This is a genomic window from Pseudomonas zhanjiangensis (assembly GCF_041027545.1).
GTDB lineage: Bacteria > Pseudomonadota > Gammaproteobacteria > Pseudomonadales > Pseudomonadaceae > Aquipseudomonas > Aquipseudomonas zhanjiangensis.
Genome location: NZ_JBFTEG010000013.1, coordinates 1 through 14,205, shown reverse-complemented (window position 1 = coordinate 14,205; position 14,205 = coordinate 1). Strand labels below are relative to the sequence as shown.

Here is a 14,205-nt window from a genome sequence, read left to right as displayed (position 1 = left end):
AGGGTGACGGTGTCACCGACCTTGGCGTCGCCGCCGACGGTGCCGGTGATGGCGATGGTCTGGCCGGCTTCGCTGGCGTTGATGATGTCATCGGCGGTGATGTCGGCATCGAGGCTGATGGTCGGCACGGGTGCAGTGGTGTCGAGGGTGAAGGTCAGGCTGGCGGGTGCCGAGACGTTGCCGGCGATGTCGGTCTGACGGACCTGAATGGTGTTGCTGCCTTCCACGGCGGTCGGCGCGGTGGTGCTCCAGGTGCTGCCGTCGGTGCTGTATTCGACGGTGGCACCGGGCTCGATACCGCCGACGCTGTAGGCGCCATTGTTGGTGATCGCGTCGGAGCCGCTGCTGCCGGTGTCGCTGTCGAGGCTAATGACCGGCGCGTCGACCAGGGTGTCGAGGGTGAAGGTCAGGCTAGCCGGTGCCGAGACGTTGCCGGCGATGTCGGTCTGACGGACCTGAATGGTGTTGCTGCCTTCCACGGCGGTCGGTGCGGTGGTGCTCCAGGTGCTGCCGTCGGTGCTGTATTCGACGGTGGCACCGGGCTCGATACCGCCGACGCTGTAGGCGCCATTGTTGGTGATCGCGTCGGAGCCGCTGCTGCCGGAGTCGGTGGTCAGGCTGATGACCGGCGCGTCGACCAGGGTGTCGAGGGTGAAGGTCAGGCTGGCCGGTGCCGAGACGTTGCCGGCGATGTCGGTCTGACGGACCTGAATGGTGTTGCTGCCTTCCACGGCGGTCGGCGCGGTGGTGCTCCAGGTGCTGCCGTCGGTGCTGTATTCGACGGTGGCACCGGGCTCGATACCGCCGACGCTGTAGGCGCCATTGTTGGTGATCGCGTCGGAGCCGCTGCTGCCGGAGTCGGTGGTCAGGCTGATGACCGGCGCGTCGACCAGGGTGTCGAGGGTGAAGGTCAGGCTGGCCGGTGCCGAGACGTTGCCGGCGATGTCGGTCTGACGGACCTGAATGGTGTTGCTGCCTTCCACGGCGGTCGGCGCGGTGGTGCTCCAGGTGCTGCCGTCGGTGCTGTATTCGACGGTGGCACCGGACTCGATACCGCCGACGCTGTAGGCGCCATTGTTGGTGATCGCGTCGGAGCCGCTGCTGCCAGAGTCGATGATCAGGGAGATGCTTGGTGGGGCAGGCGGTGTTGTGTCGGTAAACGAGGTGGCGGATTCGACACCGAGCTCTTCCGCTTGATTCGTGCCGACGGAGTCAAGGCCTTGAGTGTTGAAACCCACGGTCGGATCGAGCTGCTGGGCCGTTTCATCCAGCAGTACGAAGCTGTGGCCGCCGCCCGCTGCGCCGCCTGCTCCACCTGTGGCACCAGGACCTGCCGCGGTGGGTTCCAGCTCTGCGGTGGGGTCGAAACCGGCAGCGATGGCCTGCTCCAGGTCGGAGGTCGGTTCATCGCTCGCCTGCGTCTGCTCGTCGGCTACGGCAAGGCCGGCCTGCCAGTTGCTGCCTTCGCCGATATCGATCTGCTCGCCGCCGACCAGTTGCAAGGTCACCGAACCGCCGAGTGCGGTGGTGAGCTGCTCGCCCTGGAAGATGCGTTCGCCCTCGAATACCTGGCGCTTCAGCCCGTCCAGGGAGGTGGCGAATACTTGGCCCACGAGGTTTTTGATGATTGCGGCGAAATCTGACATAGACGGCTCCATGTGCGCTTGGGCGCGCGCTGTGATCCTTCGATTAAAGCGGCTAGGGCTTTATTGAGAAAGCAAAAAGTGGCGTCAATTTGTTGGCTTATTGCTAAATGGAATTAGCTTTATGCCAGACTATTGACCGCTTGGTCGCGATCATAAACAATTGCCGCCGCTAATGTCACTTTGATATTGATCACTTTATTTGTGTGCTTCAGGTCACGCTAATTGAGTGGCTAAATAACTGCCGTTGGTGCGGTCGCCGCGCGCGATTAGCTCTCCAAGGGTTGGCATGCAGTCGACCCCAGCTTGAAAGGAATCCTCCAGACCATGCGTTTACCCGTCCTCCTTCCCCTGGCTTTTGCAGTGTCCCTGTCGGCCCATGGGCAAACCCTCAGTGAAGCAATGCAGAGCGCGCTCGATGTGCATCCTGAAATTCAGGCCGGTATTAATGCTCGGTTGTCCGTAGAAGAGCAGATGAAGGCGGCCAGGGGCGGCTATTTGCCGCAGGTCGATCTGCTTGCCGGTTATGGCCGTGAGGGTACGGACAGTCCAAGTACCCGTGGCACTACCCACAATACCGAGACCCTGAGCCGTGGCGAGTCGACGCTGCGTGTGCAGCAGATGCTTTTCGACGGTTTCGCCACCCGCAGCGAGGTCGGGCGTCAGCGCGCCACTGTCAATGCGCGCGCCTATGAAGTACTGGGCACCTCCGAGCGCACCGCGCTGGATGTGGCGCAGGTCTATCTGGAAGTGCTCAAGCGCCAGCAACTGGTACGCCTGGCCGAAGACAACCTGCTCAGCCACGAGCGCATCTACGATCAGATCTCTCTGCGCAGCCAGAGTGGCGTGGGGCGCATGGCCGATCTGGATCAGGCCGAGGCACGCCTGGCTCAGGCGCGCAACAACCTGATCACCGAACAGACCAACCTGGCCGATGCTCAGGTCAACTACTACAGCGTGGTCGGCCGCGAGGCCAGCGAGCTGAGCCTGCCGTCGGGTCTGCCGGGTGGCTTGCCGGAAAGCCTGCAGGCAGCTCGCGAGGAGATGCTGGCCAACAACCCCTTCCTCAGTTCGGCCCAGGCCGATGTGCAGGCCAGCGAGCAGCAGTACGAGGCGGCCAAGTCGTCCTTCTATCCGCGCTTCGATGCCGAGCTGTCGCGCGGCGCCGACAACAACCTCGATGGCGTGTCGGGTCACAGCAATGAGTGGCAGGCGATGGTGCGCATGCGCTACAACCTGTTCGCCGGCGGCAGCAACAAGGCCGACCTGCAGTCCAAGGCCCATCAGATCAATCAGGCCATGGACATCCGCAACAACGCCCTGCGGGTACTGGTCGAAGACCTGGGTCTGGCCTGGAACGCGCTGCACAATGCCCGCCAGCAGCTGCCGATCGCCCAGCAATATGTCGATCACAGCAGCCGCGTGCGCGAGTCCTACCAGAAGCAGTTCACCCTGGGTGAGCGCAGCCTGCTCGACCTGCTCGACAGCGAGAACGAGCTGTTCACTGCATCCCGTCGACTGGAAGACGTACGTTTCACCGAACTGTTTACTCAATACCGGATCAAGGCCACCATGGGCTCCCTGCTCAAGAGCCAGGGTGTAGTGGCGCCGATGGCTACTGCGCCGCTGGACGTGGTCAAGGCCAACGTGCAGTTGCCGGGGCTGAACTGAGCGGGCTTTCCTTCCGTATATAGAGTGAACCTTAGTGGCAGTCGACCTCAGCCAGGCCCAGACCCGTAGCGATCCGCGTGATCGCTACGACGACCCTCTGCTTGACAGCCTGCTGTCACTCTGTGCGCTGCACCAGAAGTCGGTCAGCCGGGCCATGCTCACCGCCGGCTTGCCGTTGCCCCAGCAGCGCCTGACGACCGAGTTGCTGCCGCGCGCCGCCGCCCGGGCCGGCCTGCAGGGGCGCTGGCTGCGGCGCGGCCTGCGGCAGATTCCTGCGCTGGCCATGCCGGCCCTGCTGCTGCTGCGCGAAGGGCGCTGCGCCCTGTTGCTCGGCTGGGACGAGCAGGGCCAGGCGCGGATCATGCCCAGCGAGAGCGAGGGCGGTGAGGTGCGGGTCAGTGCCGAGATACTGGCCGAGGACTATGCCGGTCAGGTGTTCTTCGCCCAGCCGCAGCACAAGTTCGACTTCAATCGCGGCGAGATGATTCCGCGGGCCAAATCCTGGTTCCGCGACACCCTCAAGCGTTCGCGCTGGCTGTACATCGACGCCATCGCCGCCAGTCTGCTGATCAACCTGATCGGCCTGGCGACGCCACTGTTCGTGATGAACGTCTATGACCGGGTGGTGCCCAACCAGGCGGTGGCGACCCTCTGGGTGCTGGCGATCGGCATCAGCGGCGCCTTCCTGTTCGACCTGCTGCTGAAAACGTTGCGCGGGCTGTGCCTGGACCTGGCCGGCAAGAAGACCGACCTGATCATCTCTGCCACGCTGTTCGAGCGTATCGTCGGCATGGCCATGAAGTTCCGCCCGGCGCGGGTCGGCAGCTTCGCCCAGAACATCCACGAGTTCCAGAGCCTGCGTGACTTCCTCGCCTCGCTGACCCTGGCCAGCGTGATCGACCTGCCTTTCACCCTGCTGATCCTGGCGGTCATCGCGATGATCGGCGGGCACCTGGTGTGGATTCCACTGCTGGCCTTCCCGCTGGTCGCGCTGATCGGCTGGGCGCTGCAACGGCCCCTGGCTGAAACCATGGAGCGCAGCATGGCGCTGGCCGCCGAGCGCCAGTCGAGCCTGATCGAGAGCCTGGCCGGGCTGGATGCGGTCAAGGTCAACAACGCCGAGAGCGAGCGTCAGTACCTGTGGGAGCAGACCATCGGTACCCTCAGCCGCCTGGAGCTGCGCGCGCGCATGCTGTCGAGCCTGGCGATGAACTCGACCCTGCTGCTGCAGCAGTTGGCCGGCGTGGTGGTGATCGTCCTCGGCGTCTACCAGATCATCGCCGGCAACCTGAGCATGGGCGGCCTGATCGCCTGCTACATGCTCAGCAGTCGCGCCCTGGGGCCGCTGACCCAGATGTCCGGGCTGCTGACCCGTTACCAGCAGGCGCGGGTCACCCTCGACTCGGTCAACCAGATGATGAGTCTTCCCCAGGAGCGTCAGGAGGAGGAGCGCCCACTCAAGCGCCAGTCGCTGCAGGGTGCGATCGAGTTCCGCCAGCTGGACTTCCATTACCCGGACCAGCAGCAGGCGGCCCTGGAGAAGATCAACCTGGTGGTTCGCCCGGGCGAGAAGATCGGCATCATCGGCCGCAGCGGCTCGGGCAAGAGTTCCCTGGCGAAACTCATCGTCGGCCTGCATCAGCCCGATGCCGGCAGCCTGCTGGTCGATGGCATCGACGTACGCCAGTTGGACGTCAGCGACCTGCGCCACAACATCGGCTACGTGCCCCAGGACATTCAGCTGTTCTCCGGCACCCTGCGCGACAACCTGGTCACCGGGGCGCGCTATGTCGAGGACGAACTGGTGCTGCAGGCTTCCGAGCTGGCAGGCGTGCACGAGTACGCCCGGCTGCACCCGAAGGGCTATGAGCTGCAGGTCGGCGAGCGCGGCCAGAACCTGTCCGGCGGCCAGCGACAGAACGTCGCCCTGGCCCGCGCCTTGCTGCTCGACCCGCCGATCCTGCTGCTCGACGAGCCGACCAGCTCCATGGACAACACCGGCGAGGAGCGCCTCAAGCAGCGCCTGGCTGCGGTGATCGGCAACAAGACCCTGCTGTTGGTTACCCACCGCGCCTCGATGCTCAGCCTGGTCGATCGCCTGGTGATCATCGATCGCGGACAGATCATCGCCGACGGGCCCAAGGGCAGTGTCATGGAAGCGCTGAAGAAGGGGCAGATCAGTGTCGGCTAAACAGTCTTCGTCTTCCGGCGGCCTGGGCAAGGCCATGAGCGGCTATTTCGGCAGTCGCGACGGCATGGGTGACGAGCCCTTGCCGGAGGTCAGCAAGGCGCTGATCGAAGATGCGCCGCGGGTCGTGCGCCTGACCATCTGGGGCCTGATCGGCTTCGTCGCTTTTTGCCTGCTATGGGCCCATTTCGCCGTGGTCGACGAGGTGACCCGTGGCGACGGCAAGGCGATTCCCTCCTCGCGGCTGCAGAAAATCCAGAACCTGGAAGGCGGCATAGTCGCCGAGTTGTTCGTGCGCGAAGGCCAGGTGGTGAATGTTGGCGATCCGCTGTTGCGCCTGGACGACACCCGCTTCGCCTCCAACGTCGGTGAGACCGAGGCCGACCGCCTGGCCCTGCTGCTGCGGGTCGAGCGCCTCAGTGCCGAGGTCCAGGGGCGCGAGTTGGAGGTCACCGACGAGGTGCGCGAGAAGGCGCCGCGGCTGGCCGAAAGCGAGGCGCAGCTGTTCAACAGCCGCCGCCAGCAGCTGCTGGATGAGGTCGCCGGACTTGAGGAGCAGCTGGTGCAACGGCGTCAGGAGCTGCGCGAGTTCGTTTCCAAGCAGGGCCAGTTCAGTAGCAGCCTGAAGCTGCTGCGCCAGGAAATCCAGATGTCCGAGCCGCTGGTGGCCGAAGGAGCCATCTCCCGGGTCGAGGTCCTGCGCCTCAAGCGTGCCGAGGTGGAGAGCCGTGGTCAGCTGGAGGCCACGACCCTGGCGATTCCGCGGGCCGAGGCGGCGATCAAGGAAGTCGAGCGCAAGATCGATGAGACCCGCGGGCGCTTTCGCAGCGACGCCCTGACCGAGCTGAACGAGGCGCGCACCGAGCTGAGCAAGATCCAGTCCACCGGCAAGGCGCTGGAGGACCGGGTCAATCGCACCCTGGTCACCTCGCCGGTACGCGGCATCGTCAAGCAGTTGCTGGTCAATACCATCGGCGGCGTCATCCAGCCGGGCAGCGACCTGGTGGAGATCGTCCCGCTGGACGACAAGCTGCTGGTCGAGGCGCGTATTCGTCCGCAGGACATCGCCTTCCTCCATCCCGGGCAGGAGGCCATGGTCAAGTTCACCGCCTATGACTACACCATCTACGGTGGGCTCAAGGCCGAACTGGTGCAGATCGGCGCCGATACCGTGACCGACGAGGAGGGCAACAGTTTCTACGTGATCAAGTTGCAGACCGACCGCAGTCACCTGGGCAGCGACGAGCAGCCGCTGCTGATCATCCCGGGCATGGTCGCCTCGGTGGACATCATCACCGGCAAGAAGAGCATACTCAGCTACCTGCTCAAGCCGATCATCCGTGCCCGCGCCGAGGCCCTGCGCGAGCGCTGACGGGGGCTATGGGGTCACGAAAAAGCCGCAGGAGTCTGCGGCTTTTTGCCATCTGCATATCGTGGCCTGGATGCCGATCGGCAGCGAACTGGCAGGCGACACTCTTCCCAGGTTTGCAGGCGGGCGACGAGGGCCGGGTTAGGTAGGTTGCTGGTTATTCATCGCCATAGCCATTGGTAGATGAATAAAGCGTTAGCTACGCGCCCCGATCCACCCTGCGGGCAGCCTTTGCGCTTATTCGACGAACAGCTGCTGCACCACTGAGAAGTCCTGCTGGCCCTTGCCCTGCTTGAGCAGCAGGCGATAGAGCTGCAGGGCCAGGGCGCCCATCGGCGTGCTGCTGGCGGTGACCTGCGCCGCCTCCTGGGCCAGGCCAAGATCCTTGGCCATCAGCTCGGCCATAAAGCCGCCGGTATAACCTCTGGAGGCCGGCGCATTCTCCATCACCCCCGGCCAGGGGTTGTATTTCTCCAGGGTCCAGTTGCCCCCTGAACTCTGGCGCATGATCTCCGCCAGCACCGTCGGTTCCAGGCCGCTGGCCACGCCCAGGGCCATGGCTTCGGCGGTGGCGATCATCTGCACCGCCAGCACCAGGTTGTTGCACACCTTGGCCACCTGACCAGCACCATCGGGGCCGGCGTGGAAGATGTTGCTGCCCATGGCCTGGAAGATTGGCCGGGCCTGCTCCAGGGTGGCGGCTTCGCCGCCGACCATGAAGGTCAGGGTGCCGGCGGCGGCGCCGGCGGTGCCGCCGGATACCGGGGCATCGAGCATCGCCAGGCCCTGCTCGGCAGCGGCCTGGTGCACCCGGCGCGCGGATTCGGGGGCGATGGTCGAGCATTCCAACACCAGGGTGCCGGGCTCGAGCTGCTTGAGCAGGCCGCTGTCGCCCAGGTACAGGCCTTCGACGTGACGGCTGGCCGGCAGCATGCTGACCACTACCGTCTGGCCCTGCACGGCGTCGGCGGCGCTGCTGGCCGCCTGCGCCCCCTCTTTGGCAAGGGTCTCGATGGCGTCCGCGACCAGGTCGAAGACCTTGAGGCTAAAGCCTGCCTTGAGCAGGTTGCGGGCCATGGGCAGGCCCATATGACCCAGGCCGATAAAGGCTATCCGCTTCATTGTCGTTCTCCTCGTAGGGTGCGCCCTGCGCACCTTGCTTGCAGGTTGTGGTGCGCGCGGCCCAGGCGGCGCTGCGCACCCTAGAGGTCGGCCAGCGGATGCGCGCCCTCCCAGGTGGCCTCGAAGTGCGCGTCGATAGCCTCGACCGGGATGGTGGCGACATCTGGCCAGTGCCAGTGGGGCGCGTGGTCCTTGTCGATCAGCCGGGCGCGCACGCCTTCGGGCAGTTCCGGGTGGCGGCAGCAGTTCAGGCTCATGGCGTATTCCATCTGGAACACCTGCGCCAGCGACAGGTGTCTGGACCGATCCAGCTGCTCCCAGACCAGGTGCGCGGTCAGCGGGCAGCCGGCGGCCAGGGTCTTGGCCGCACGCGCCAGCAGCGGGTCGCCATCGTCCTGCAGGGCCGTCAGGGCATGCCAGGCGCCGGGCAGGTCGGCCTGGTCGAGTAACTCGTCGATGCGCTCGCGGCGCGGCAGCCACTGGGCTTCCGGCAGCTCTGCGCGGGCCTCGTGTTCCAGAGCCTTGAGCAGGCTGTGCAGTTGCAACTGCGGCTGGTCCTGCCAGTTCAGCTGGATCAGCCCTTCGAGCAGCTTGTCCTGTTGCTCATCGAGCAGGAAACGGTCGGCCAGGCCAAGGTCCAGGGCATCGCGGGCGTTGATGGCGCTGGCGGTCAGGCCGAGAAACAGCCCCAGCCTGCCCGGCAGGCGGTTGAGGAACCAGCTGCCGCCGACATCCGGGTACAGGCCGATATTGATCTCCGGCATGCCCAGGCGACTGGAGGGGGTGACGATGCGCACCCCGGCGCCCTGCATCAGGCCCATGCCGCCGCCCAATACATGGCCGTGCGCCCAGCAGATCAGCGGCTTGGGGTAGCAGTGGATGCGATGGTCGAGGCGGTATTCGTCGGCGAAGAAGCGCCGCGCCAGCGGCGGTACCTCGCCGGGGTGCTCGCGGCATTGCTGCACCAGTTGCACCACATCACCGCCGGCGCAGAAGGCCTTGGGGCCACTGCCGCGCAGCAGCACGCAGGCGATGCTCGGGTCATCCGCCCAACTGGCGAGCTGGGCATCCAGTGCCTCGATCATCGGCAGGGTCAGGGCGTTCAGGCTCTTGGGTGCGTCCAGGCTGGCGACGCCGATGCGATAGCCGTGTGGAGTCGGGTGTTCTTCAAAGCGTACATTCATGCGGCAGATTCCTTGTGCGCGGGCCGGGTCATTTGTTGCGCCAGTGCGGCTCGCGTTTCTCCAGGAAGGCGTTGACGCCCTCGCGGGTGTCGTCGGCATCGAACAGGTCGATAAAGCGCTCGCGTTCCTCGCTCAGCCAACTGTCCGGACTGCGCTGGCGGGCGCCCTGGATCAGCGGCTTGATGGTGCGCACCGCCACCGGGCTCTGCCGCGCCACCTTGGCCGCCAGCAGCAGGGCATGGCCGCGGGCCTCGCCGCTGTCGACCACCTGCTCGACCAGACCGATGCGCAGCGCCGTCTCGGCATCGACCCGCTCGCCGCAGAGGATCATGCGCTTGGCCCAGCCCTCGCCGACCAGCCAGGCCAGGTGCTGGGTGCCGCCGGCGCAGGGCAGCAGACCCACCGCGGCTTCCGGCAGGGCCAGCTGGGCCTGGCGTTCGGCGATGCGCAGGTCGCAGGCCAGGGCGCATTCCAGGCCACCACCCATGGCGTAGCCGTTGATCGCGGCGATCGACACCCCGCGAAAGTCGCGCAGCGCCTCGAAGGCCTCGCCGAAGCGCCGGGCCATCTCGCGGGCGCGGGCTTTGTCGCCGTCGGCGAACAGCTTGAGGTCGGCGCCGGCGCTGAAAAACTTGCCGCCCTGGCCGGTCACCACCAGCGCGTAGATGTCGTCGTCGCGATTGAGGTGCTCGATCAGCTGCTTGAGGCCGATCAGCGACTCGCGGTCCCAGGTGTTGGCCGGCGGATGGTTGAGGGTGATCAGCGCGGTGTGGCCGTGCTTCTCCACGGTGATCTTGTGGGTCAGGTCGAACAACCCGGGCTTGTAGGGTTCGATGGCGTTGCTCATAGGCATCCTCGTTGTCGATGTACGGTTACAGCAGGCGGTCGAGCATACCGCCCTGTTGCAGCAGGCGGCGGGCGATGATCACCCGCATGATTTCGTTGGTGCCCTCGAGTATCTGGTGCACGCGGCTGTCGCGCACCCAGCGCTCCAGTGGATAGTCGTTCAGATAACCATAGCCGCCATGCAGTTGTAGGGCCTCGTTGCATAGGTTGAAGCAGTGGTCGGTGGCGAAGCGCTTGGCCATGGCGCAATACAGGCTGGCCTCGCCGTGTTTGCGGTCCAGCTTGTGCGCGGCCAGGCGCACCATCTGCCGGCTGGCGGTGAGGTCGGTGAGCATGTCGGCCAGCTTGAACTGCAGGGCCTGGAACTCGCTGAGCGCCTTGCCGAACTGCTTGCGCTCCTCGACATAGCGCAGCGATTGCTCCAGCGCCGCCTGGGCCGCGCCCAGCGAGCAGCTGGCGATGTTCAGGCGGCCGCCGTCCAGTCCCTGCATGGCGTAGATGAAGCCCTGGCCCTCGGGGCCGATGCGGTTGCCGGCGGGGATGCGCACGCCCTCGAAGGCGATAGTGCGGGTCGGCTGGGCGCACCAGCCCATCTTCAGCTCGTTGCGCCCGTACTTGACGCCCGCGGCGTCGGCCGGCACCAGGAAGCAGGAGATGCCCTTGGCGCCCTCGGCGCCGCTGCGGGCCATGACGATCAGCACATCGGTGCTGCCGGCGCCGGAGATGAAGCACTTGCTGCCGTCGAGCACGTAGTCGTCGCCGTCGCGCCGAGCGCGGGTGCGCAGCTGGGCGGCGTCGGAGCCGGCATCCGGCTCGGTCAGGCAGTAGGAGGCCAGCCGCTCGCCGCTGACCAGGCCGGGCAGCCACTGGTCCTTGAGCGCCTGCTCGGCGAAGCTCGCGAGCATCCAGGTGGCCATGTTGTGGATGGTCATGAAGGCGGTGGTGGCCACGCAGCCGGCGGCCAGTTGCTCGAAGATCAGCGCGGCGGACAGCCTGGACAGGCCCAGGCCGCCGTCCTCCTCCGGGATATACAGGGCCAGGTAGCCCTGCTCGCCGGCACGCTTGAGCACCTCGACCGGGAACTGGTGGTCGCGGTCCCAGTCGGCGGCATGCGGCGCCAGTTCATGGCTGGCGAAGGCGCGGGCGCTGTCCACCAGCAGGCGTTGTTCATCGTCGAGTTCGAAGTCCATGGTTCCTCATCGCAGGGTCAGGGGTTGTCCGGCGGCCCGTCGCTCGGCCTGCCATTCGGCGAGGCTGGGGGCCGCCTGCTCGGCGTCGAGACGCTCGACGATTTCGAAATAGTCCTGCTTGAGCGGGTCCTTGAGTACCTCGGCGCGCGGCTTGACCTTGACCGCGTAGACCGTCTGCAGGTTCTGGTGGTCGAAGCCGCGCCACTGTTGCTTGCCCTTGAGCAGCTGGTAGCGGTGGCCTTCCAGCGCCTTGATCAGCGCCTCGCTGTCCAAGCTCTTGGCGCGCTGGGCCGCCTCGGCCCACTGGTAGACAATGCTGTAGGCCGAGGCCGCGGAACTCGAAGGGTACATCGCGTAGCGCTGGCTGAAGGCGGCGACGAAGGCTTCGCCGCGGCTGGAACGCTCCAGCGCCGGCACCCGCCAGGTCCAGGGTTCGGTGCCGATCACCCCCTCCATCAGCCCGGGGCCGGCCTGTTCGACCATGCTCTGGGTCAGGTTGGGCGCGACTATCTGCATGCGTTCGGTCAGGCCCAGGTCCTTGGCGATGCGCATGGCGCGCACCAGATCCTCGCCGAACAGCACCAGGGCCAGCACCTGGGCGTCGCTCGCCGCGGCCTGGGTCAGGGCGTCCTGGTAGTCGGCCAGGCGCGCGCCGGGAAAGGGCACCCTGAGCCCTGGGTTCAGGGCGGCATCTTCGCTGTGGGTGGTCTGGCGCAGCGAACTCTCGGTGGTGTGACCCCAGGTGTAGTCGGAGGTGATGTAGAAGTAGCGCCGGTCCGGCAAGGTCTTGCTCAGGTACTTGCCAAGCACCCGGGCGCTCATCCAGGCGCTGTTGCACTCGCGGAACATGTAGCGGTGCGCATCCTTGCCGGTGGTGTCGTTGGAGTAGGTGAGGGTGCCGAAGTACAGCAGGCCGTGCTCGGCGGCGCGCTTGCCGGCGGCGATGGCCACCGCGCTGGAGGAGCCGCCGAACAGCATGGCCGCGCCTTCGGCCGCCAGCTTGTCGACATTCTTCACCGCCTTCTGCGGGCGCGAGGCGGTGTCGCGGCTGAACAGGCGCAGGGGGCGGCCGAGCACACCGCCCTGGGCGTTGAGCTCGTCGATGGCCAGCAAGGCGCCGCGCATCTGGGCCAAACCTTCCTCCTTGTAGCTGCCGGTGCGCGGGTAGTTGAGCCCGAGGGTGATCGGCTCGGCGGCCTGCGCACAGGCGGTTAGCCCGGCCCACAGGGCCAGGGTGGCAGTCAGTCGTTGCATGCAGATCTCCGTGTTCTTGTTGTGGGAACCAGGAGAGCTTTTTACGCCGTTAGACTAATGGTTGAGATCGTCTATTGGTCTAACACGAGCGCAGCCGTTCTCATTTCAAATGAATGGTCATGTTCGGCCCCGTGACTGGAGACTCGTCAAACCAGCGTGTGGTCACCGTCTTGGTCTCGGTGTAGAAGCGCACGGCCTGCTTGCCGTAGGCATGCAGGTCGCCATAGAACGAACCCTTCCAGCCGGTGAAGGAGAAGAACGGCAGCGGTACCGGAATCGCCACGTTGATCCCCACCTGGCCGACGTTCACCGCATGCTGGTAATGCCGGGCGGCACCGCCGGAGCGGGTGAAGATCGAGGTGCCGTTGCCATAGGGGCTGGCGTTGACCAGTTCGATGGCTTGGTCGAGGGTGTCGACCTCCAGGCACACCAGCACCGGGCCGAAGATTTCCTCGCGGTAGATGGACATTTTCGGCGTGACGCCGCGGAACAGGGTCGGGCCCAGCCAGTTGCCCTTGGGGTAGCCCTCCACCGTGCACAGCGAGCCGTCGAGCAGGCACTCGGCGCCCTCGGCCTTGCCTTCGGCGATCAGCCGTTGCACCCGTTGCTTGGCCTGCTGGCTGATCAGCGGGCCGAAGGCGGCGTGCTCGTCCTTCCAGTAGCCGGGGCGCAGCTCCGCCATCTGTGCGCGCAACTCGTCGATCCACTGCCTGGACTCGCCGACGAACACCGCCACGCTGATCGCCATGCAGCGCTGCCCGGCGGCGCCGCAACTGGCGCCGACCAGGTTGCTGAGCACCTGCTCCTTGTTGGCGTCGGGCAGGATCACCAGGTGGTTCTTGGCGCCGGCGAAAGCCTGCACGCGCTTGAGGTGGGCAGTGCCGGTGCGGTAGATATGCTGGCCAACCGGCACCGAGCCGACGAAGGAGATGGCGCGGATATCCGGGTGGGTGAGCAGGCTGTCGACCACTTCCCGTCCCCCGTGCAGCACCTGCAGCACGCCCTTGGGCGCGCCTGCCTCGATAAGCAGCTCCGCGAGCCTGTTCGGCGTCAGCGGATCCTGCTCGGAGGGCTTGAGGATGAAGGTATTGCCCGCGGCGATGGCCAGCGGGAACATCCACAGCGGAATCATCGCCGGGAAGTTGAACGGGGTGATTCCGGTACAGACGCCGAGCGGCTGGACCCAGCTGGCGGTGTCGATATCGCAGGCGACGTTCTCGGCGGTTTCGCCCATCATCAGGCTGGCAATATTGGCGGCCTGTTCGACCACCTCGATGCCGCGCCAGACATCACCCTTGGCGTCGGCGAGGGTCTTGCCGGTCTCGCCGGCCAGCAGTTCGGCCAGCTCGTCATGAGACTCCTTGAGCAGGTGCTGGTAGCGCAGCATCAGCCGCGCGCGCTCCGGCACCGGCACCTCGCGCCAGGCCAGGAAGGCGGCCTTGGCGCTGGCCACGGCCGCTTCTATTTCCTCGGCGGTGGCCTTGGGGGCCAGGGCCAGCACTTCCTGGGTCGCCGGGTCGGTGACCTCGATGAACTCGCGGGCGCGGCTCTCGCGCCACTGCCCTGCGATCAACTGCGGGATTGCCTTGGCCATGGTTCTCTCCTGCATGCAGCTAGCTGTGATCTCTCAGTAGGTTGTTCATCCGGGGCATTCCCGGAATTCTGGAAGTGCGACCAACCAAGCCTTCCAGGAGCCCCGAATGAACCTGCATAAACATGCCCGTCTTACCCCTCGCGG

At 66.0% G+C, this 14,205-nt stretch carries 10 protein-coding genes; 3 read left to right on the top strand and 7 right to left on the bottom strand.

Going from position 1 to position 14,205, the window contains the following annotated elements; all coding sequences use genetic code 11:
* Positions 1-1,646 (bottom strand): retention module-containing protein (locus AB5S05_RS15810; RefSeq protein WP_369288474.1); only part of this gene is annotated, 1,646 nt, incomplete at its 3' end.
* A gap of 324 nt (positions 1,647-1,970) precedes the next feature.
* On the opposite strand from AB5S05_RS15810, the gene AB5S05_RS15805 reads away from it, so the two are divergent.
* From AB5S05_RS15805 to AB5S05_RS15795, 3 genes are read left to right on the top strand one after another with little or no spacing between them, the layout of a single operon-like run.
* A complete protein-coding gene (locus tag AB5S05_RS15805) occupies positions 1,971-3,314 on the top strand; it encodes a TolC family outer membrane protein (protein WP_369288473.1) in 1,344 nt (447 codons plus the stop codon).
* A gap of 34 nt (positions 3,315-3,348) precedes the next feature.
* A complete protein-coding gene (locus tag AB5S05_RS15800) occupies positions 3,349-5,505 on the top strand; it encodes a type I secretion system permease/ATPase (protein WP_369288472.1) in 2,157 nt (718 codons plus the stop codon).
* A 34-nt stretch (positions 5,506-5,539) separates the two neighbouring features.
* Positions 5,540-6,874: an HlyD family type I secretion periplasmic adaptor subunit gene (locus AB5S05_RS15795; RefSeq protein ID WP_369288582.1), complete on the top strand. Its 1,335-nt coding sequence runs from the start codon at positions 5,540-5,542 to the stop codon at positions 6,872-6,874.
* A 234-nt stretch (positions 6,875-7,108) separates the two neighbouring features.
* Here AB5S05_RS15795 and mmsB read toward each other — a convergent pair whose 3' ends face one another.
* The 6 genes from mmsB to AB5S05_RS15765 form a co-directional block, all read right to left on the bottom strand.
* The gene (gene mmsB, locus AB5S05_RS15790) at positions 7,109-7,993 is read right to left on the bottom strand and encodes a 3-hydroxyisobutyrate dehydrogenase (protein ID WP_369288471.1); all 885 of its coding nucleotides are present in this window, start codon (positions 7,991-7,993) and stop codon (positions 7,109-7,111) included.
* 80 nt (positions 7,994-8,073) lie between these two features.
* A complete protein-coding gene (gene dspII / locus AB5S05_RS15785; protein ID WP_369288470.1) occupies positions 8,074-9,177 on the bottom strand; it encodes an enoyl-CoA hydratase/isomerase DspII in 1,104 nt (367 codons plus the stop codon).
* 28 nt (positions 9,178-9,205) lie between these two features.
* Complete coding sequence (locus AB5S05_RS15780) at positions 9,206-10,024, bottom strand: enoyl-CoA hydratase (RefSeq protein WP_369288469.1); 819 nt, start codon at positions 10,022-10,024, stop codon at positions 9,206-9,208.
* 25 nt (positions 10,025-10,049) lie between these two features.
* The gene (locus tag AB5S05_RS15775) at positions 10,050-11,213 is read right to left on the bottom strand and encodes an acyl-CoA dehydrogenase family protein (protein ID WP_369288468.1); all 1,164 of its coding nucleotides are present in this window, start codon (positions 11,211-11,213) and stop codon (positions 10,050-10,052) included.
* Between the two features lie 6 nt (positions 11,214-11,219).
* Entirely contained in the window at positions 11,220-12,467 is a 1,248-nt protein-coding gene (locus AB5S05_RS15770) for an ABC transporter substrate-binding protein (RefSeq protein ID WP_369288467.1), read from the bottom strand.
* A gap of 100 nt (positions 12,468-12,567) precedes the next feature.
* Positions 12,568-14,061: a CoA-acylating methylmalonate-semialdehyde dehydrogenase gene (locus AB5S05_RS15765; RefSeq protein ID WP_369288466.1), complete on the bottom strand. Its 1,494-nt coding sequence runs from the start codon at positions 14,059-14,061 to the stop codon at positions 12,568-12,570.
* Between the last annotated feature and the right edge of the window lie 144 nt (positions 14,062-14,205).